The 18,268-nt window shown below is 44.3% G+C and carries 22 protein-coding genes and 2 riboswitches; of the genes, 14 read left to right on the top strand and 8 right to left on the bottom strand.

Annotated features, from left to right (window positions below; genetic code table 11):
• Nucleotides 1–16: 16 nt before the first annotated feature.
• Both LCY76_RS17315 and LCY76_RS17310 read right to left on the bottom strand, forming a co-directional pair.
• Nucleotides 17–307: a hypothetical protein gene (locus tag LCY76_RS17315; protein ID WP_248253654.1), complete on the bottom strand. Its 291-nt coding sequence runs from the start codon at nucleotides 305–307 to the stop codon at nucleotides 17–19.
• A gap of 92 nt (nucleotides 308–399) precedes the next feature.
• Nucleotides 400–669 carry a DUF3055 domain-containing protein gene (locus tag LCY76_RS17310; protein WP_231689220.1) on the bottom strand — a complete coding sequence of 90 codons (270 nt, stop codon included), beginning with the start codon at nucleotides 667–669 and terminating at the stop codon, nucleotides 400–402.
• Nucleotides 670–824: 155 nt separating this feature from the next.
• Here LCY76_RS17310 and LCY76_RS17305 point away from each other — a divergent pair, with 155 nt between their 5' ends.
• The 4 genes from LCY76_RS17305 (at nucleotide 825) to LCY76_RS17290 (ending at nucleotide 4,493) form a co-directional block, all read left to right on the top strand.
• The gene (locus tag LCY76_RS17305) at nucleotides 825–1,277 is read left to right on the top strand and encodes a DUF86 domain-containing protein (protein ID WP_248253653.1); all 453 of its coding nucleotides are present in this window, start codon (nucleotides 825–827) and stop codon (nucleotides 1,275–1,277) included.
• A 90-nt stretch (nucleotides 1,278–1,367) separates the two neighbouring features.
• A complete protein-coding gene (locus LCY76_RS17300; protein ID WP_248253652.1) occupies nucleotides 1,368–2,009 on the top strand; it encodes a helix-turn-helix transcriptional regulator in 642 nt (213 codons plus the stop codon).
• Nucleotides 2,010–2,319: 310 nt separating this feature from the next.
• A riboswitch (SAM riboswitch) is annotated at nucleotides 2,320–2,425 on the top strand.
• Nucleotides 2,426–2,707: 282 nt separating this feature from the next.
• On the top strand, nucleotides 2,708–4,012 hold the full coding sequence (locus LCY76_RS17295; protein WP_248253651.1) for a homocysteine synthase: 1,305 nt from the start codon (nucleotides 2,708–2,710) through the stop codon (nucleotides 4,010–4,012).
• 91 nt (nucleotides 4,013–4,103) lie between these two features.
• Nucleotides 4,104–4,493, top strand: a complete 390-nt coding sequence (locus LCY76_RS17290; RefSeq protein WP_248253650.1) for a VOC family protein — start codon at nucleotides 4,104–4,106, stop codon at nucleotides 4,491–4,493.
• A gap of 76 nt (nucleotides 4,494–4,569) precedes the next feature.
• Here LCY76_RS17290 and LCY76_RS17285 read toward each other — a convergent pair whose 3' ends face one another.
• On the bottom strand, nucleotides 4,570–4,752 hold the full coding sequence (locus tag LCY76_RS17285) for an alpha/beta-type small acid-soluble spore protein (RefSeq protein WP_248253649.1): 183 nt from the start codon (nucleotides 4,750–4,752) through the stop codon (nucleotides 4,570–4,572).
• A gap of 145 nt (nucleotides 4,753–4,897) precedes the next feature.
• On the opposite strand from LCY76_RS17285, the gene LCY76_RS17280 reads away from it, so the two are divergent.
• Nucleotides 4,898–5,668: a TIGR01457 family HAD-type hydrolase gene (locus LCY76_RS17280; protein ID WP_248253648.1), complete on the top strand. Its 771-nt coding sequence runs from the start codon at nucleotides 4,898–4,900 to the stop codon at nucleotides 5,666–5,668.
• A gap of 41 nt (nucleotides 5,669–5,709) precedes the next feature.
• Here LCY76_RS17280 and LCY76_RS17275 read toward each other — a convergent pair whose 3' ends face one another.
• Complete coding sequence (locus LCY76_RS17275; protein WP_248253647.1) at nucleotides 5,710–6,207, bottom strand: phosphatidylglycerophosphatase A family protein; 498 nt, start codon at nucleotides 6,205–6,207, stop codon at nucleotides 5,710–5,712.
• Nucleotides 6,208–6,348: 141 nt separating this feature from the next.
• Between LCY76_RS17275 and yutH the strand changes: the two genes are divergently transcribed.
• From yutH to thrB, 6 genes are all read left to right on the top strand, one after another.
• Nucleotides 6,349–7,374 (top strand): spore coat putative kinase YutH, encoded by a 1,026-nt coding sequence (yutH, locus tag LCY76_RS17270; RefSeq protein ID WP_248253646.1) that lies wholly within the window; start codon nucleotides 6,349–6,351, stop codon nucleotides 7,372–7,374.
• Nucleotides 7,375–7,510: 136 nt separating this feature from the next.
• Nucleotides 7,511–8,488, top strand: coding sequence for a 2-hydroxyacid dehydrogenase (locus LCY76_RS17265; protein WP_248253645.1), 978 nt, complete (start codon nucleotides 7,511–7,513; stop codon nucleotides 8,486–8,488).
• A complete protein-coding gene (locus tag LCY76_RS17260; RefSeq protein WP_248253644.1) occupies nucleotides 8,489–9,283 on the top strand; it encodes an SDR family oxidoreductase in 795 nt (264 codons plus the stop codon).
• 171 nt (nucleotides 9,284–9,454) lie between these two features.
• Complete coding sequence (locus LCY76_RS17255; RefSeq protein WP_248253643.1) at nucleotides 9,455–10,753, top strand: homoserine dehydrogenase; 1,299 nt, start codon at nucleotides 9,455–9,457, stop codon at nucleotides 10,751–10,753.
• Nucleotides 10,750–11,811: a threonine synthase gene (gene thrC, locus LCY76_RS17250; RefSeq protein WP_248253642.1), complete on the top strand. Its 1,062-nt coding sequence runs from the start codon at nucleotides 10,750–10,752 to the stop codon at nucleotides 11,809–11,811. The genes LCY76_RS17255 and thrC overlap by 4 nt, the downstream gene beginning before the upstream one ends.
• A complete protein-coding gene (thrB, locus tag LCY76_RS17245) occupies nucleotides 11,796–12,719 on the top strand; it encodes a homoserine kinase (protein ID WP_248253641.1) in 924 nt (307 codons plus the stop codon). Before thrC ends, thrB begins: the two co-directional genes overlap by 16 nt.
• A 45-nt stretch (nucleotides 12,720–12,764) precedes the next feature.
• On the opposite strand, the gene LCY76_RS17240 is transcribed toward thrB, so the two are convergent.
• Entirely contained in the window at nucleotides 12,765–13,004 is a 240-nt protein-coding gene (locus LCY76_RS17240) for a NifU family protein (RefSeq protein ID WP_053357311.1), read from the bottom strand.
• 162 nt (nucleotides 13,005–13,166) lie between these two features.
• Between LCY76_RS17240 and LCY76_RS17235 the strand changes: the two genes are divergently transcribed.
• On the top strand, nucleotides 13,167–13,493 hold the full coding sequence (locus LCY76_RS17235) for a YuzD family protein (protein ID WP_248253640.1): 327 nt from the start codon (nucleotides 13,167–13,169) through the stop codon (nucleotides 13,491–13,493).
• Between the two features lie 90 nt (nucleotides 13,494–13,583).
• On the opposite strand, the gene LCY76_RS17230 is transcribed toward LCY76_RS17235, so the two are convergent.
• Nucleotides 13,584–14,648 (bottom strand): NAD(P)/FAD-dependent oxidoreductase, encoded by a 1,065-nt coding sequence (locus tag LCY76_RS17230; RefSeq protein ID WP_248253639.1) that lies wholly within the window; start codon nucleotides 14,646–14,648, stop codon nucleotides 13,584–13,586.
• A gap of 231 nt (nucleotides 14,649–14,879) precedes the next feature.
• Between LCY76_RS17230 and LCY76_RS17225 the strand changes: the two genes are divergently transcribed.
• Entirely contained in the window at nucleotides 14,880–15,116 is a 237-nt protein-coding gene (locus tag LCY76_RS17225) for a YuzB family protein (protein ID WP_053357314.1), read from the top strand.
• A gap of 241 nt (nucleotides 15,117–15,357) precedes the next feature.
• Here LCY76_RS17225 and LCY76_RS17220 read toward each other — a convergent pair whose 3' ends face one another.
• Complete coding sequence (locus LCY76_RS17220) at nucleotides 15,358–15,933, bottom strand: ECF transporter S component (RefSeq protein WP_053357315.1); 576 nt, start codon at nucleotides 15,931–15,933, stop codon at nucleotides 15,358–15,360.
• Nucleotides 15,934–16,150: 217 nt separating this feature from the next.
• A riboswitch (FMN riboswitch) is annotated at nucleotides 16,151–16,321 on the bottom strand.
• A 231-nt stretch (nucleotides 16,322–16,552) separates the two neighbouring features.
• Between LCY76_RS17220 and LCY76_RS17215 the strand changes: the two genes are divergently transcribed.
• The gene (locus LCY76_RS17215) at nucleotides 16,553–16,783 is read left to right on the top strand and encodes a hypothetical protein (RefSeq protein ID WP_053357316.1); all 231 of its coding nucleotides are present in this window, start codon (nucleotides 16,553–16,555) and stop codon (nucleotides 16,781–16,783) included.
• Between the two features lie 105 nt (nucleotides 16,784–16,888).
• Here the strand turns inward: LCY76_RS17215 and mqnE are convergent, their stop codons facing one another.
• Nucleotides 16,889–17,983 carry an aminofutalosine synthase MqnE gene (gene mqnE, locus LCY76_RS17210; RefSeq protein ID WP_248253638.1) on the bottom strand — a complete coding sequence of 365 codons (1,095 nt, stop codon included), beginning with the start codon at nucleotides 17,981–17,983 and terminating at the stop codon, nucleotides 16,889–16,891.
• Between the last annotated feature and the right edge of the window lie 285 nt (nucleotides 17,984–18,268).

Genomic DNA, 18,268 nt, shown 5'->3' with positions numbered 1-18,268 from the left:
GGTTATTTATCCTGCCTTATTTATAATTTTGGTATGGTTCTTCTGTATCTTCTCCAGGATCATCATGCGTCGGATGGGCACCGGGATATTGGCGTTCCGTGCCGGCGTGAAGATTTTTATATTCATAGTTAAAGGCGCTGTAATACCGCTGATTTTCTTCCCAGGGAGTAGATTTGCCAAGCTTTGCATTAATTGGAGATCCGTACGGTCCTTCAGGCAAGTCTTCAGGCAGAACATAGCGCCTGCCGGTTTCCACATTAGAGAAATCCGTATAGGTTTTTTTGTCCTTGTTATACAAAATAACCATTCCCTTCAGGCAGGTTAAGGATAGAAGTCATCTATCCTTTTTTAAACTGCCCATGGAATGGCTTTTTTTGTGTGGTTAATTTTCCCGCAAAACTATAATGTTTCGTATAGGAACTCCCGAAGCTCCTGTGCATCTTCCTCATTAAGCTGGAAAACATGCTCCAAGTATCCCTCTTCTTCAAGGTCATCTTCTCCTATGATGGAAAAACGGCTTCCCTGCAGATCGAGTATCAGGCTCTTGCCGTAATGTCTTCCTGTTTTTACAATGGCGAGGTCAAATCGGGTATTCGTTCCCATAAAACTTACGAAGCGTGTCTCGGATTTCTCGGTATCGTCATACAGAAAAAAGCGTTCTTCTGCCACATTCAGTCCTCCTTGCCGCAAGGGCTTTCCTTCTTTCTTTCCCATGATAGCAGACAAGCCGCAATAAGAAAATAGGAGGCTACTTCCGTAATCCTCCTTGATTTTTGTGATAAACTAATAAGGACTATGCAGAATGACAAGGCAGGGTGATACATATGTATTTTGTTGACAGAAAAAAGATTGAACACCATTTAGTATTTCTGGAATCATTGCTTCAGCAGGCAAAGAAACTGGCCGGCAAGGAAGGTGATGTAGAAAAGCTGGCTCTTGAACGAGCGGCTCACGTTATCATCGAAAGTATGATCGATGTTGGGAATTCGATGATCGATGGCTTCATCATGAGGGATCCGGGCAGTTATGAAGACATATTGGATATCCTTGAGGATGAAAGAGTGATCACGGCGCAAAATGCGAAAGGATTGAAAAAGGTTGTATTGCTGCGCAAAATGCTGGTCCAGCAATTTGCGAGTGTCAGCCATTCTGAAATTTCCGAGGTCCTTTTGGAAAATGTTGGATCGATCGAAAGTTTCCCTGCCGATGTGAGACGCTATATTGAACAAGAATTGGGGCCTGTTTCTGCATTTTTGCCTGAAGAGGATCAGAAGTAAAAGCTGCGATCCCTCTTTCTAAACATTTTTGTTTAGAATGTACTTTTGCTTGCAAATGCTGTAAGATAGGGGTAAGGAAGGTGATTGTTAATGGCTATGGCTAATAACACCTCTACCCGTTCTGAAATCATTCATATGCTTAAGCGATATAGAAAATTGACGGTTACTGAAATGGCCAGCCGCCTGGGGATTACCGAGATGGCTGTCAGGCGCCACTTAAATACATTAGAGAGAGACAGGCTCGTTGAAACCACCCTGGTCCGCCAGGCCATGGGACGGCCGCTGAATGTGTATCAGCTCTCCGAAGAAGCGGATGAACAATTTCCGCGCAACTATTCGGGGCTGACCGTTGAATTTATGAGAGACATTCAGGAGATTGCCGGTGAGAAAGCTGTGCATGAATTGTTTGTCCGCCGGGAAAACCGCTTAAATGATAAGTATAAGAAACGGATGGAGAATAAGAGCTTTGAGCAAAAGGTGGCAGAACTCGCCGACATTCAAAACGAAGCCGGCTATATGGTCGAGTGGGAAAAAACAGAAGACGGCCAGTATGAATTAAAAGAATTCAACTGCCCGATTGCCAAAGTAGCAAATGAATATCAGCATGCCTGCTCATGTGAGCTTTCTTTATTCCAGAGAATGCTCGGTACAGACCATGTGGAACGCACAGAGTGTCTTGCTAAAGGCGGCTCGTATTGCAAATATTTGATTTCCGAAGAGAAAAACGCATAAAACCCTACTGGCCGATCCGCCAATAGGGTTATTTTTTATTGGATTTTTACGATCATCCGCTCTTTATTCTTTCCATCTGTTGACGCACGAAGGACGTCAGGAAGCTCCATCAAAGGTGCTCTCTTTTTCCATATCCCATCAACTCTGTTTTTAAGGTATTGCTGACTGCAGCAGAAAATAAAAAATGCAAAGTTTCGAACATCGGCCCTGGGGAGCGTGCCAAAAACTTGGCCACTCTCCTATCGTGAAAAAAGGGTTGACTTCAACATTAAAGTTCAGTATTATTCAAAATAACTTAATATTCAGATGTATCTTATCCAGAGAGGTGGAGGGACTGACCCGATGAAACCCGGCAACCAGCAGAAATGCATGGTGCTAATTTCAGCAGAACACGCAAATGTTCTGAAAGATGAGAGCCGACGGTGAAAACTGCGACCTCTTCTTTTAGAAGAGGTCTTTTTGATTGTCCAGCTTCAGTGCCCAATGCAGCTAAGGTCCTCGATAGATGAAAAGGAAGATCTTCTTTTCATCCTAGTCGTCTTCGTTCTTCTCCCTCAACACAAAAAACGTGTTGCTTGAGAAGAACTCCAGCGCTTGTCGGACCTTAGTAGGGCACTTCAGCTTTTCTTGTTGGCTAACATTTTACTCAGATCCTTGCCTCTGTTTAAACCACTACATTTTAGAAGGAGAGATTGAACATGAGTGAAGAAAGAGAATATGGTTTTGAGACGGTTTCATTGCACGAGGGACAGAAAGTAGATCCGACAACAGGCGCGAGGGCGGTTCCGATTTACCAGACAACGTCTTATCAGTTCAACAGTACGGAGCACGCAGCCAACCTTTTTGGTTTAAAAGAGTTTGGGAATATTTACAGCAGAATCATGAACCCGACACAGGATGCGTTTGAACAGACGATTGCAAAGCTTGAAGGCGGTGTAGGAGCGCTGGCGGTGGCATCCGGCCAGGCGGCGATTACGTATTCCATATTAAACATAGCGGGAGCAGGTGACGAAATTGTAGCGTCTGGCTCTTTATATGGCGGAACGTATAACTTGTTTGCGAATACACTTCCGAAGCTCGGAATCAATTTTAAATTTGCAGATGTGGATAACCTTCAGTCCTTCCGTGATGCCATTACTGAAAAGACAAAAGCCGTTTACATCGAGACGATCGGGAATCCGAAAATTGACGTGGCAGATATCTCGGCCATTGCAGAAATTGCTCATGAAGCAGGTGTTCCCCTTATCGTAGACAATACGTTTGCGACACCATATCTTTGCCGTCCGATCGAGCATGGAGCAGACATTGTCGTTCATTCCGCTACAAAATTCATTGGCGGACACGGCACATCGATTGGAGGATTAATCATAGATTCCGGTAAGTTTGATTGGACGAACGGCAAATTCCCGGGACTTACGGAGCCGGATGAAAGCTATAATGGCGTCGTTTATACGGAAGCAGTCGGACCGCTGGCTTATATTATCAAGGCGCGTGTCCAATTGCTCAGAGACCTCGGTTCTTGCGTATCGCCGTTTAACTCCTTCCTCTTTATTCAAGGGTTAGAAACGCTGGCACTGCGTGTAGAACGGCATAGTGAAAATGCCCTGAAGGTGGCGAAATACCTAAAAGAACATCCTGCTGTCGACTGGGTGAACTATCCTGGATTAGAAGATAACAAGTTTAATGAGCTGGCGCAGAAATATTTGCCTAAAGGTGCTGGTGCTATCCTCACTTTCGGGGTAAAAGGCGGTGTAGAAGAAGGAAGAAAGCTCATCGAAAGTGTGAAGTTATTCTCTCACTTGGCGAACGTTGGGGATTCCAAATCTTTGATTATCCATCCGGCAAGCACTACGCATCAGCAGCTGACAGAGGAAGAGCAGCTTAGAGCAGGAGTATCGCCTGAGATGGTAAGGCTATCGGTGGGCATTGAAACGATTGATGATATTATCTATGATCTCGAGCAGGCACTAGCGGTAATAAGTCCGGTTCCAAGCGGCCAGTAATTGTTATGTTCAATAAACTCCCTTTCTACTATACTTAAGACAAGTATGAAATTTTCAGGTGAATGAATCGAAATTGGAAGGGATGTTTGGTATGGCTGTAAGAAAGCTTGAGCATATAGGAATTATGGTTGAAAACTTGGAAGAATCCATTTCCTTTTACCGTGACATCATAGGTTTGGATGTAATCAACCGAATGAAACACTCCAAGCCAGGAATCGAACTAGTTTTTTTGGGACTGGAAGGGGAGATCCTGGTTGAGCTGGTAGGAGGCCACAATAGACAGCTGGCTGAAGAAGGAAAAGTGAATCATGTGGCGTTTACCGTAGATGATCTCTCGAAAGAAATTCAGGAGCTGAAGAATCATAGCGTTCTGTTAGTCGAAGATAAGGAGACATCGTTGCCGGATGGTTCTCAGTATATTTTCTTCTATGGCCCTGACCGGGAGAGAATTGAATATTTTCAGCCAGGAACGCCGAAATAAAAACCAGGAGGGAATCCCTCCTGGTTTTTTGATATCAATGAAAACTTGAAAAGATGTGATGTCTAGCTACTTTCTTTCAAAGCTGTTGCTCAGCCATCTGTACGAGGCGCTTCGTGATCTCGCCGCCAACCGAACCGTTCTGTCTAGACGTCGTATCTGCTCCTAAAGAAACACCAAACTCCCTGGCAATCTCCTGTTTCATTTGATTCAATGCGTTTTGTACTCCAGAAACAACAGTTTCATTTATATTTTTAGACATAAGATGACCTCCTTTTTTCTTATCGTGCACTCCAAATGGAAAAAAATACATAAAGGGGAAAAGGAGAGATAAGGGGTTCGAATTTTTGTTAGGAAGGTCCCAATTTTGGTACACTAACCTTTGACTGAAAAAAGGAGTTTGTGAAATGAAAAAATATAAAGGCTATTTGATTGATCTGGATGGAACGATGTACAGAGGTAAGGAACGGATTGAAGAGGCGGTGCAATTCGTTCAGGAGCTGAACAGGAGAGGCCTCCCTTATCTTTTTGTGACGAACAACTCTTCAAAAACGAAAGAAGAAGTGGCATCTGTTCTCCAAAACTTTGAAATCCCAGCCACCTCGGATCATGTGTACACGACAAGCATGGCAACTGCCAACTATATTGAAAAAATTAAACCAGACGCTACTGTCTATTGCATCGGAGAAGAAGGGATTCGACAGGCATTATTGGAAAAGGGCTTCACCCTTACTGAGGAGCAGCCTGATTTTGTGGTTATGGGGATCGACCGTTCGATCAACTATGAAAAATTAGCGATTGCCTGTCTTGCTGTGAGAAACGGCGCTCGTTTTATTTCCACCAACGGAGATATTGCTCTGCCTACCGAAAGAGGCCTTTTACCAGGAAACGGCTCGCTGACTTCTGTTGTTGCTGTTTCCACACGGGTAGAACCGACCTTTATTGGTAAGCCGGAGGCGGTTATTATGGAGATGGCACTTGAAGAGCTCGGTACCGCGAAGGAAGATACATTGATGATCGGCGACAATTACGATACCGATATCTTGGCGGGAATACGTTCTGGCCTTGATACCCTCCTTGTACACACGGGTGTAACCCAGAAGGAGCACCTCGGCCTGGTTGATATTCAGCCGACGTACACGGTGAATGGACTGGATGAATGGAAAGCATTTGTATAAACTGAAAAAACAGCTTCCGGTGGGGAGCTGTTTTCTTCTGATTACTCAGTATTGGCTGCACGGTGGGCAAGACGGCTGGAAGCAGCGGCCGCAATCGCACCCACAATATCATCGAGGAAGGTATGAACTTTTCCTGAGGATTTATCATTCAATTTTTCAAGGATGCCCGGTTTTTGTTTATCAATGAAGCCGTAGTTCGTAAAACCGATGGATCCGTATATATTAACAATAGAAAGAGCAATTACTTCATCGATGCCATACAAGCTCTCATCTCGTTCAAGAATTTCCTGAAGAGGGCCTTCAAGCATTTTTTTCTCGGCGAGCATGTCAAGCTGTACTCCAGTCAATATAGCGTTTTGCACCTCACGTTTGGCAACGACCCTTTCTACGTTCTGAAGGCAGACAGATAACTCAAGGTCAGGATGGTAAGGCACTTGAAGAAAATAAACAAGTTCGGCGATATCCTTTAATGTTACGCCCCGTTCCTTGAGCAGGCGCAGTGCTGTTTCCTCAACATTCTCTACCTTTTTCTCTCTCATAAAGATCTCCTTATCTTTCACGACGTTAAGCTTTTTATAGTATATGTGTCCAAACCTAAGTTATGAGTCCAGCCAAAATTTAATAACCATCAAAGGTGTTGGGTCATAGACTATAATTATTGAAGGAGTTGGGGTGAGGCTATGTTCGAGAGGGACATTTATCATCATTATCAATTATATTGTGATGGAAAAAGAAGCATCAGTGGATATCGCTATTTTGTTTCTGGGGGAGAACAGTACTTAGTCATTCCGCAGAAAAAGATTACGATTGACCGCATTGAAGAGATTGTTTATTTCAGCGATTATTTAAGGTACAAGGGGGAGAAGGGCATCGCAGGACTTTTTCCTACAATGTCGAACCTCCCTAATGCCAATATTGAGGGTGAACCTATCCTATTATTCAAAATTGAAAAGTCAAACCGAACTGCATCGGAAAAAAGGCCGCTGGGCGAAGAACTTGCCGCCTTCCATAAAAACGGCCGAGAGCTTCCTCCGCCGGCTACGTCGGATAGCTTATTGTATGGAAGCTGGGCCGTCCTGTGGATGAACCGTGTGGACCAGGCCAAAGAGTGGTACCGGGAAGTTTTTGCGAAGCCGGTAAAAACAGAATTTGACCAATTGTTTCTAACGACCTTTCCTTATTATGAAGGACTTTCAGAAAATGCGATCCAGTACATCATCGATTACAATATGGAAGATTCCATAAGAGAAGAGGCCGGCCCCTCCATATGCCACGAGCGATTTCAGGAGAATTCATGGCTTCAGTTTGATAACGATTATATAAAGCTTCCTACAGGCTGGGTACTCGACCATCCTGTGCGTGATATTGCAGAGTGGATCCGTTCCTGTGTATACCAAAAAAACTTTACTCCTGAAAGCATCACATCGTTTCTCGATGATTACGAGCGGGTAATCCCTCTAAAAAGAGAAGGCTGGAGATTGTTATACGGACGTCTTTTATATCCGGTATGGTATTTTGATCTGCTTGAAAAGCACTATCAAAATGAACGGGAGATCGGCAAAGAATTATCTCAGCACAAATTTACAGAATATCTGCTGAGGGAAGAGCAGAACGAAAATTTCTTGCGCTCGTTTTTTCCATTGATCGGCTTGCCTGCCGATCGGCTTCAGATTCCAATCGTTAACTGGCTTCTCCCCAGCACGTAAAAGCGCTCTTAGTGAAGCGCTTTTTCTTTTGTCTAGCTCCAGCGCTTGTCGGACCTTAACAGGGCGCTTATGCTTTCCTAAATTGATCTGATAGGACAAACATGAGAAGATAAAAGAAAAAGCTTGGAGTGCTGATATGAAGCCCTATGTGTACATAACAAGAAAATTACCACAAGAAACACTTGCTGAACTGCAGGAAATCGCTGAGGTGGAAATGTGGATGGAAGAAGAAAAACCGGTTCCGCGCAGTATTCTGCTTGAAAAGGCAAATAAGGCAGCAGGACTGCTGACGATGCTCTCAGACCGAATTGATGAGGAGCTTTTGCGCCAGGCGCCGTACTTAAAGGCTGTAGCTAATCTTGCTGTTGGATTCGATAATATTAATGTGGAAGCTTCTTCAAAATACGGAGTGACCGTCTGCAACACACCTGATGTGCTTACAGACACAACAGCAGACCTGGCATTCGGATTGCTGATGGCAGCCGGGAGGAGAATTACAGAAGCAGCAGAATATATTAAAGATGGAAAATGGAACAGCTGGAGCCCCCTTCTTCTTGCAGGTACTGATATTCACCATAAAACATTGGGAATCGTTGGCATGGGGCGTATTGGTGAAGCGGTAGCCAGACGGGCATCAGGCTTTGATATGAAGGTTCTTTATCATAACCGCCGTCGAAAGATTGAAACTGAGGAAAGGCTGGGGCTCTCTTACCGGATATTCGAGGACTTGCTGAAAGAATCGGATTATATTGTCTGTTTAACGCCGCTTACGCCAGAAACGAAGGATCTATTTAATGAAAAGGCTTTTAAGATGATGAAAGATACGGCGCTGTTTATAAATGTATCGCGAGGCGGAGTAGTGGTTGAGGAGGCGCTGGACCGTGCGTTATCAGAGGGCTGGATCAATGGTGCAGGTCTGGATGTATTCCGGGAAGAGCCGATCAATCCAGACCATCCGCTTTTAAGACATCCTAATTTGACGGCACTTCCACACATTGGGAGTGCAAGTACAGAAACACGCCTTAAGATGGCAAGACTTGCTGTGAGTAATATTGCTCATGTATTGCAGGGGATAAAGCCTCCTGCAGCTGTGAATACAGGTAATCATGAATAAATGAGGGATAAAGAAGTGAACAAGGAATTGTTAGGAAAAGCTGCTATTGTCACGGGAGTAAGCCGGCTGGAAGGGATGGGTGCGGCGTTTTGCCGGACACTTGCCCGGGGAGGGGCTTCTGTTTTTTTTACATATTGGTCGAATTATGATAAGGGAATGCCTTGGGGAAAAAAAGAAAGCGATCCTGAAATCCTCTTACAGGAGCTGAAACGGTTCGGTATGGCTCATGGAATGATGGAATTGAATCTTGCGGAGGCCGATTCCTATGCAAGGCTGTTTGATGAAGCGGAACGTACGGTTGGGTCGCCTTCCATTCTTGTTAACAACGCCTGTTATTCAGTAAATGACACGATTGCGACGTTCACGGCAGAACATTTGGACAAACACTATGAAATCAATGTTCGCGCAACGTCAATGCTTTGTGTGGAATTCGCCCGCCGCTGGAATGGAGTTTCTGGCGGAAGGATCATTAATATGACGTCAGGACAGTCTAAAGGGCCGATGGCGGGAGAACTTGCCTATGCTGCTACAAAAGGGGCCATTGATGCACTTACAGTTACATTCAGTGAGGAAGTGGGGGAACAAGGCATTACAGTAAACGCGATTAATCCTGGACCGACAGACACGGGCTGGATGAATGAAGAGACGCATAAGCACCTAGCTGCCCGTTTCCCATCAGGAAGAGTTGGGATGCCTGATGATGCAGCAAGGTTAGTTCATTTTCTTGCCAGCGATCAAAGCGAATGGATTACAGGCCAGATCATACATTCAGAGGGTGGTTTCAAACGCGGATAATAACCTGCTATTTGGCCTCTAGCTAGCAAAAGAGGCTTTTTGTCTCACACTAAAATGTAAGCGTTACCAAAATCTTTACAATATTTCTGGTTGTTTCAAACCCAAATAGGGTCTACAATTGTCCTTAATATAAAAACATATGTATTTCTAGTGAGGACAGGAGTGTTGGCATTGGTTGAAAGCGTATCTGTAGGATTATTAGGACTAGGAACAGTAGGAAGCGGAGTGGTCCGGATGGTGGAGGGCCACCAGGAGGAATTGCTTCACCGTGTAGGCTGTCCGGTCTACATAGAAAAAGTACTCGTACAAAATCTTGACAAGGAAAGATCCTGTACAATTAAGCCGGAATTATTGACGAGCAATGCTGAAGAGGTTGTGAACCACCCTGAAATAGATGTTGTCATTGAGGTTATCGGAGGTATAGAGCTAGCGAGAGAATACATCTTGCTGGCCTTAAACAATAAAAAACATGTGATTACAGCAAATAAAGATCTTATGGCGCTGCATGGTGCAGAATTACTGTCGGCTGCAGAAAAAAATGGGTGTGATCTATTTTATGAAGCGAGTGTAGCAGGAGGAATTCCGATTATTCGCACTCTTGTGGACGGGCTTGCTTCAGACCGGATCACGAAGATGATGGGAATCGTAAACGGAACGACCAACTACATTTTAACGAAGATGGACAAACAGAATTTAACGTTTGAAGAAGTATTAAAAGAGGCTCAGGACTTAGGCTATGCGGAAGCTGACCCGACTTCAGACGTGGAAGGAATCGATGCAGCAAGGAAGATGGCGATTCTGGCATCCCTCGGTTTTTCTATGAACATTCATCTTGATGATGTGGAAGTGAAGGGGATCTCCAATATTACAAGTGATGATCTAGTGTATGCCCGCCAGTTTGGCTATTCAATGAAATTGATCGGCAACGCAAGAAAGGATGGTGGAAAAGTCGAAGTGAGTGTGGAACCGACGCTGCTTCCGGATACGCATCCGCTTGCGTCTGTACAAAACGAGTATAACGCGGTTTACATTTATGGAGAAGCTGTTGGGGAGACCATGTTCTTCGGCCCGGGTGCCGGCCAGCTGCCTACCGCTACATCCATCGTGTCTGACCTTGTAGCAGTCGTTCGCAATATGCGCCTTGGCGTTAACGGAAAAAGTGTAGTGGCTCCTCAATTTGAAAAACAATTAAAGCAAGCCGATGAGATTGAAGGGAAGTACTTTTACCGATTGCATGTCAAAGATGAAGCAGGAACATTTTCTTCTCTGACATCTGTCTTTGCAGAAAATCACGTCAGCTTGGAAAAACTGCTTCAAAAACCAGTCGGTGAAGATGGGGTTGCTGAGGTGGTTCTCGTAACGCATACGACAACAAAGCACCAAAATGACCAGATTTATCAGCAGTTACGGGATTCAGGGATCGTCAAAGAAATTAAGAGCCATTACAGAGTAGAAGGAGGAGCACAATGAGCTATAAAGGACTAATTCATCGATACAGGGATTTCTTACCCGTCAATGCCGCTACACCTGAACTTTCTCTGTTGGAGGGAAACACACCGCTTATTCCTCTTGAACACCTTTCAAAAGAATGGGGTATCGAGCTCTCCGTTAAATATGAAGGAGCCAATCCGACGGGATCCTTCAAGGACCGGGGGATGGTAATGGCCGTAGCGAAAGCGAAGGAAGAAGGAAGCAAGGCCATCATCTGTGCGTCAACGGGTAACACGAGTGCAGCGGCTGCCGCCTATGGAGCGAGGGCAGGGCTCCGGTGTATCGTAGTTATTCCTTCTGGAAAAGTGGCGCTCGGCAAGCTGGCACAGGCTAAAATGTATGGTGCGGAAGTGTTTGAGATCGATGGGAATTTTGATGAGGCACTTCAGATGGTCCGCAGATTAAGTGAAGAAGAGCCACTGACTCTCGTAAACTCCGTCAATCCGTTCCGTCTGGAAGGACAGAAAACAGCAGCGTTTGAAATCGTGGATGCGATGGGTTCAGCACCAGATGTGCTCGCCATTCCCGTAGGCAATGCAGGCAACATTTCTGCGTATTGGAAAGGATTCAAAGAATATCACGAGAAGAAGGGAAGCGGGCTCCCGAGGATGCAAGGCTTTCAGGCGGAAGGAGCAGCCCCGATCGTTAATAATGCCGTAGTAAAGAATCCAGAAACAATTGCCACTGCAATCCGAATCGGGAATCCAGCCAGCTGGAGCTTCGCGGTCGATGCTGTACAGCAGTCGAATGGCGGGGTGAACAGTGTCAGTGATCAGGAAATTGTAGAAGCATACCATCTGCTGGCGAAAAAAGAAGGCGTCTTTGCAGAACCGGCTTCGTGCTCATCCATTGCAGGCGTTTGGAAACTCGTAAAAAGCGGCAAGCTCGCCAAAGGAACAAAGGTTGTCGCCGTGCTGACTGGAAACGGGCTGAAGGATCCGGAGACAGCGATGGATACGGTTACTGTCAACCCGGTCAAAGTTTCCAATCAAATTGAAGAGCTGAGGGAGGCCATGAAGGGTTGTGTGCTTCAATGACCTTTTCCCCGTTTTCCATCCAAGTACCGGGCAGTACAGCTAATTTAGGGCCTGGTTTTGATTCAATAGGAATGGCGATCACAATGTACTTAACCGTGAATGTGTTTCCGTCTTCACAATGGAAATTCACTTACATTGGAAATGAACTGCAAGTACTGAACGGAGAAAAAACGAATCTAATACATGATGCAGCTTTGCTGGTTGCAAAGGATCATGGTAAAGAGCTGCCATGCTGCTCCATTGAAGTGGAGAGCGAGCTCCCTCTTTCAAGGGGACTGGGCAGCAGTGCGGCAGCAATCGTAGCTGGTATAGAGTGGGCAAACCGTGTACTTTCACTCTCTTTGTCTAATAAAGAGAAATCCTTATATGCCTGCCAAATGGAAGGGCATCCTGACAATGTGGTCCCCTCATTGATCGGCGGCTTAGCCATCAGCAGCTACGGAGAAAACACGGTTGAAACGGTACAAGTCCATGATTTATCAGTGGAAATGGTGCTTGTCATCCCGTCCTTTGAGCTTTCAACGAGCAAGGCAAGAAAAGCATTGCCCGAAAGCTTGCCTCACGCTCAGGCAGTTCAGGCGAGTGCGGTAAGCAACGTGTTAGTTGCTTCTGTGCTTACAAACGACTGGAAAACGGCAGGAAAAATGATGGAAAGAGATCTGCTGCACGAACCTTATCGCCAGTGCTGGTTTCCTGATTTTGCAGCAATTAAACAGAAAGCATTTGAACTTGGCGCTTATGGAACAGCCATAAGCGGGGCAGGCCCGACAGTGATCAGCTTTGTGCCGGCAGGTTCCGGAGAACGTATCAGGGAACGGCTGGCATCAGTGTTTGAGGGTTATGTCTGCAGAATGGTTCTTCCTGATTCAAAGGGAGTTCGAATCGAACAGCTTTCTCTTCCGGCATAAAAAAACCCCACTCCATTGAGCGGGGTTTTTTACATATCGCTTTAATTAAAATACTTGTTCCAATTCAACGACACCAGGCACTTCCTCAAGAAGGGCGCGCTCGATACCGGCTTTTAACGTAATGGTTGAGGAAGGGCAGCTTCCGCAAGCACCCATCAAACGTACTTTAACAATTCCGTCTTCGATGTCAACGAGTTCAACGTCACCGCCATCTCGAAGCAAAAATGGGCGTAATTTATCTAGAACTTCTTCAACTTGCTCACGCATAGAAATTTCAGTAGTCATAATAAAATGCTCCTTTCATTAAAAACTTATCTTTATTATACGGGTTTTGAATAAAAAAATCCATGTGCGCGCATCACAACATTGAAAAGAATTCACCTTTATTAACGGAGCAGAATCTATTACAATAAAAGAAAGCAGGGGACTACAAATTGGGGTGAGTGAATGGACTTGAGTCAGATCATCATAAAAGTATTCGGCGGGGAACAAAAATGTGCGAGCTGTGTGAATCTTCCTACATCAAAAGAAACAGCAGAATGGCTGGAAGCGGCCATCTCACGGAAATTTCCAGATCAGCTCTTCAGTATAGAATACGTGGATATCTTTTCTCCAACAGAAGGAGAGAACCAGAAATTTGTTCTTCAGATTCTGGAGGAAGATCTGTTCTATCCGGTTGTTGTCATCAACAATGAAATCGTAGCAGAAGGAAATCCAAGATTGAAGGATATTTATGAAATCATGGAACAGCACGGCTATCGGGATGTTGTCTAAATTGGTGAGTTAATAATTAGAGATAAAAAGGCTTTTCGACAAAAGAAAATCCATGGGGTGATTGAAGATCACCCCATGGATTTTTTTACGTTAGTTTTGATATTTATAGAGCCAGAGAATTCCGGACTTTAAGAGACGGGGAACACGTCCGATGAGGGAAGCTCCGCCCATCGTACCGAATCCGCTCTTCTTGCCCAGGGATCCCATAACACCTTTCAGCTTGATTTCTTCAAGCTCTGGCATCGGTTCATTCCTCCATTTTTTAAGAAGGATATCAGAAATCTGTTCTGCTTGTTCCTCCGCTAGCTGGGCACTTGGAGAGAATGGCATGCTCGCACAGTCACCAACTACATAAACATTTTCGTCGTTCGGAAGATGGTGATATTTGGTCACTTTGACCCGGCCCTGAGCATCTTTTTCTACATCAAGTTCACGTACGAGTTTGTTTGGCTGAATGCCGGCTGTCCAGACGATGGCATCACATTCGATAGCGGTGTCGTGATTGTAAAGTACATTTTGTTCAACGCGTGTAATATTTGAATTATTGATAACCTCAACACCATGCTGAATGAACCAGTTTTGTACATAGTTGCTCAGGCGCGGTTTAAACCCGTTAAGTATGATCGGTCCGCGGTCGAAAAGCTTGATGTTCAAATCGGAACGGCTCTCGCGGAGTTCACTGGCTAATTCGACACCGCTCAATCCTGCACCTACAACACCGACAACTGCATTATGCGGAAGGTTATTTAATACCTGGTAGGTTTCGCGGGACTTGTCCACACTTTGAATGCTGAGCGTATATTCCGGAGCACCAGGGACATTATGATATTTATCTTCACAGCCTAAGCCAATGACTAATTCATCATAAGTCACAGTTTCATCATCTAAAAGGTGGATTTGTTTTCCGGCAAAATCAAGGCCGGTTACTTCTCCGTATTTCACCCTAAGCTGGGGATGTTCAGGAAACGGAACCCGGATATGGTGGTCGGAAATCGTTCCAGCAGCCAGCGCATAATATTCAGTTTTTAAACAATGATAAGGAAGCTTGTCGATTAAGGTAATTTGGACGTCGGATGGAAGCTCAGATGCATTGAGCAGGCGCTTCATGAGGCGCATTCCTCCATATCCTCCGCCAAGCAATACTAGGTGTTTCATTGTCTTTCCCTTCTTTCTATGGCACAATGTGTACTAATGTTGTCAATAATAGCAGTAAATCAACGTTTTCTACAGGCTTCAACGGAAGCGATTTCACATTCAAACACTTCTAAGTATAGCATTTTACTATAATTTCTCAACCATTTTCATGAAAAACCGAAGGGACAAGTTAAAGGGTTTGACTGTCCTGTTCGTACAAGATAGGATAGAAAAGTAAGGCGAGGTGAAAAGATGAAGCCGATTATCGAATTTTGTGTCAGCAACCTGGCCAACGGCTCACAGCGTGCACTAGAGAAATTGGAACAGGATTATGACCTGGATGTGATTGAATACGGCTGCCTCGGATATTGTGGGCACTGTGCCCGTTCTTTATTCGCTTTAGTGAATGGAGAAATTGTACACGGTGAAACACCGGACGAGCTGGTCGAGAACGTTTATAAATTTTTAGAAGAAAATCCGATGTTTTAATAAAAAACACGATTTCCTCCCCGGAAATGGTGTTTTTTTATATTCAGCGTTAGTTTGGCAACTAAGATGAAGTTCTAAACGACTTATAAATGCATTTACTGGCCAAAAACAGATTTTACTGGCGGAAATGAAAGAAATACTGGCCAAAACGTTACATTTACTGTGCGATCAAACTTTATGTAAACTGCATGGATCAATAGAAAAGCTGGCTCATCGAGTGAGCCAGCTTTTTCTGCATTTTTTAAGAATGCTGATATTGTCTATTCAGCCAAGGCTGAATCCTTGTATATAACACAATGAATAAAATTGTGATAAGTAATCCTTTGATCACATTGAACGGTGCAATCCCTACTAAGATCAGGTTCAGCATCGCATCACCGGACATTTGCGGTGAGTTCAGGAACCATGTGTAAGCGGGAAGAATCAGCACATAATTCAATACCCCCATCGCTAACGTCATTAAGACTGTTCCACTGACCAACCCTGCGGATAAGCCCTTCGTTGTACGATATTTGCGGAAGAAATAGGACACAGGAACAATGAAGATCGATCCAGCGATAAAGTTTGCCAGTTCTCCAACTGGAACCCCTGTCAGGTTGCCGACAATTCCGTAATGAAGGAAGTTCTTAATTGCTTCAACGGCAATTCCTGCGAGCGGTCCGAAGACAATCGCTGCAAGCAATGCAGGGACTTCGCTGAAGTCAATCTGCAGGAATGATGGAAGACCCGGAAAGGGAAAATCCAATAACTGTAATACGTACGCAATGCTGCTTAGCATGGAAACAGCCACCATTTTATACACTTTTCCCTTTTGCATGTTGAAATCTCTCCTTTTGTTGCGCCATCTCTGATTTCAAATGCAGTGCACCCCTGACAACAATAGAAAACCCTTAGCTTTTTATAGAAGCTAAGGGAGTGTGTCAGGCATCATCAAATAAACATTTTAAGAACGGTATGTCCTTAGAATGCAGCTGAGCGAGGGCTCAGTCGTTTTACAATAGATCTCTTTATTGTAAAAGAACTGAACGATGCACCGTCATCTTCTCCCATCCAGACTTTACTGTCGGCTCTGGAATTACACCAGATCAGCAGACAAGAAGCAACGAAACGATGCGTTTCAGTTCTTCTCATGAGCTCACGGGCTGATGAAGAGGGAATCTTCAAATACCGCCGGTCGGGAATTTCACCCTGCCCCGAAGATGGATCGCTATTTTTTTGTAGAATACATTGCTTATTATACTGCATAAAAAGGAATTTGGGAACCATTTTGACTTACAAAAGTTTAGTGGATCAAACAGAGAGGGAAAAGGTTACGGTTTGGAAAGAGCGGGGTAAAAGAAATCACACAGATGCTTGGCCTTCTGGTATACAATAGGTAGGAAATACTATATGCAAGGAGGGGAAACCTGGCTGTTCTGAGAAAGAAGCCAGTGGTTATGCTGACATTTGAGAATTCTTGGCCTTACGATAAAATGATGGACGATATCTATATAAATGAATGCCCGTTCTGCCATAAGTCCAATGTGCTGACGGCATTTTCTGAAGAAAAGCTGAACAGTGCAAAGGAAGGCATCAAGCAGCTGCTGGTCATGCCATGCTGCCACAGCAAGCTGACCATTTTAAACGCAGATGATGATTACTTCTGGACAGAAGAAAAATTAAGATAGGAAGAAAAGCTCAAGCGCCCTCAAGGACTGGGGCGCTGAAGCTAGACATTACTTCCGTGAATTTACTTTAAACAAAAACTGCCGGAAGCTTCCGGCAGTTTTTGTTTAATATTCTTTGATGATGTTATAGAATGTATCGCGTTCAACAGGTTTCTTGTTGGCTGTTTTTATTAAATGCACCAATTCTTTACGCGTAATGCCTTGAGAAGTGAGGGCACCAACAGAGTGAGAAATTCTTTCTTCAATCAAAGTTCCGTGAATGTCATCAGCACCAAAAGTCAAGGCCATCTGTGTTAATTGTACACCGATGTTGATCCAGTACGCTTTAACATGGTCAAAATTATCGAGCATCAAGCGGCTGATAGCGATCGTGCGCATGTCATCAAAAGCTGACGTACGGCGGGTAAGCCCCATGGAAGCTGTTCTTGGCTGCATCGCAAGCGGAATGAACACCATAAATCCGTTTGTTTGATCTTGAAGCTTTCGAAGTCTGTCCATATGAATCAAACGTTCTTCTTTTGATTCAATAGATCCGTACAGCATGGTTGCATGAGTGCGAAGTCCAAGACCGTGAGCAATCTCATGGGCTTCCAGCCATTGATCGGTAGAAGCTTTATCCGGACTCATTTTTTCACGATAGCGTTCAGTCAGAATTTCTGCACCGCCTCCTGGCATTGTGTCCAGTCCTGCTTTAACAAGCTCCTCTAATACTTCTTTCATGGACAAACCGGATATGCGTGCGAAAAATTCAATTTCTGCCCCTGTATAGGCTTTGATTGCAGCATTTGGATAATGTTTTTTCAGAACACGAATAGTGTCCAGATAGTAGTCAAAAGGCACTTCATTATTATGGCCCCCGACAATATGGAATTCGCGGATATTATCATTCCATCGCTTTTCAACATACTCAAGCAGCTGTTCTTCGTTCATTGTGTAGGCGCCTTCTTCACCAGGTTTCCGCTTGAAACCGCAGAAGCTGCAAGTTGCTTCGCATACATTGGTTGGGTTAATGTACATATTTTCAATAAAATAAACATTATCGCCGTTTTTCTTCGAATTCACTTCATTCGCCAGTTGAGCGACACCTAGTATATCGTTGGTTTCATATAAAAAAAGGCCGTCCTCAATTGAAAGTCGTTCACCGTTACGGATTTTTTCAGCAATGTCATGAATTTTTGCTTCTTGTGTAATGATTGCCATTACTTTTCCCCCGTTTCAATTAATATGTATATACGTTCTATTGTGCAGGAAAGAATCCCGCGAAATCAAACTTTTTGATTAAAAGCTTTTTTTCTTGGGCTAGGAAAAACGCCCGAAGAATACGCAGTCTATTATACGCTCATTTATATGGGAGGACAAGGAAGGAACAATTTACCTTCAATGTCACGTTCATGTAACAAACGTTAAGGATTGTTTACTTTTTAAAAATAATAAAGACAAAAGGGTGGAAATATAGCAGAATACATAATATTGAGCGTCTTATAT

The sequence above is a fragment of the Fictibacillus marinisediminis genome, from assembly GCF_023149135.1.
Classification (GTDB): Bacteria; Bacillota; Bacilli; order Bacillales; family Fictibacillaceae; genus Fictibacillus_C; species Fictibacillus_C marinisediminis.
The sequence above is the reverse complement of the archived record's forward strand: the minus strand, read 5'-3'. Positions and strand labels throughout refer to the sequence as shown.

What these genes read in the sequence shown, in the direction of transcription:
- LCY76_RS17305 (WP_248253653.1), top strand. Translation starts at nt 825, where the DNA reads ATGTATTTTGTTGACAGAAAAAAGATTGAACACCATTTAGTATTTCTG.
- LCY76_RS17215 (WP_053357316.1), top strand. Translation starts at nt 16,553, where the DNA reads ATGCTGACATTTGAGAATTCTTGGCCTTACGATAAAATGATGGACGAT.
- LCY76_RS17300 (WP_248253652.1), top strand. Translation starts at nt 1,368, where the DNA reads ATGGCTATGGCTAATAACACCTCTACCCGTTCTGAAATCATTCATATG.
- mqnE (WP_248253638.1), bottom strand. Translation starts at nt 17,983, where the DNA reads ATGGCAATCATTACACAAGAAGCAAAAATTCATGACATTGCTGAAAAA.
- LCY76_RS17290 (WP_248253650.1), top strand. Translation starts at nt 4,104, where the DNA reads ATGGCTGTAAGAAAGCTTGAGCATATAGGAATTATGGTTGAAAACTTG.
- LCY76_RS17220 (WP_053357315.1), bottom strand. Translation starts at nt 15,933, where the DNA reads ATGCAAAAGGGAAAAGTGTATAAAATGGTGGCTGTTTCCATGCTAAGC.
- LCY76_RS17315 (WP_248253654.1), bottom strand. Translation starts at nt 307, where the DNA reads ATGGTTATTTTGTATAACAAGGACAAAAAAACCTATACGGATTTCTCT.
- thrC (WP_248253642.1), top strand. Translation starts at nt 10,750, where the DNA reads ATGAGCTATAAAGGACTAATTCATCGATACAGGGATTTCTTACCCGTC.
- LCY76_RS17285 (WP_248253649.1), bottom strand. Translation starts at nt 4,752, where the DNA reads ATGTCTAAAAATATAAATGAAACTGTTGTTTCTGGAGTACAAAACGCA.
- LCY76_RS17275 (WP_248253647.1), bottom strand. Translation starts at nt 6,207, where the DNA reads ATGAGAGAGAAAAAGGTAGAGAATGTTGAGGAAACAGCACTGCGCCTG.
- LCY76_RS17265 (WP_248253645.1), top strand. Translation starts at nt 7,511, where the DNA reads ATGAAGCCCTATGTGTACATAACAAGAAAATTACCACAAGAAACACTT.
- LCY76_RS17295 (WP_248253651.1), top strand. Translation starts at nt 2,708, where the DNA reads ATGAGTGAAGAAAGAGAATATGGTTTTGAGACGGTTTCATTGCACGAG.
- LCY76_RS17235 (WP_248253640.1), top strand. Translation starts at nt 13,167, where the DNA reads ATGGACTTGAGTCAGATCATCATAAAAGTATTCGGCGGGGAACAAAAA.
- LCY76_RS17260 (WP_248253644.1), top strand. Translation starts at nt 8,489, where the DNA reads ATGAGGGATAAAGAAGTGAACAAGGAATTGTTAGGAAAAGCTGCTATT.
- yutH (WP_248253646.1), top strand. Translation starts at nt 6,349, where the DNA reads ATGTTCGAGAGGGACATTTATCATCATTATCAATTATATTGTGATGGA.
- LCY76_RS17280 (WP_248253648.1), top strand. Translation starts at nt 4,898, where the DNA reads ATGAAAAAATATAAAGGCTATTTGATTGATCTGGATGGAACGATGTAC.
- LCY76_RS17225 (WP_053357314.1), top strand. Translation starts at nt 14,880, where the DNA reads ATGAAGCCGATTATCGAATTTTGTGTCAGCAACCTGGCCAACGGCTCA.
- LCY76_RS17230 (WP_248253639.1), bottom strand. Translation starts at nt 14,648, where the DNA reads ATGAAACACCTAGTATTGCTTGGCGGAGGATATGGAGGAATGCGCCTC.
- LCY76_RS17240 (WP_053357311.1), bottom strand. Translation starts at nt 13,004, where the DNA reads ATGACTACTGAAATTTCTATGCGTGAGCAAGTTGAAGAAGTTCTAGAT.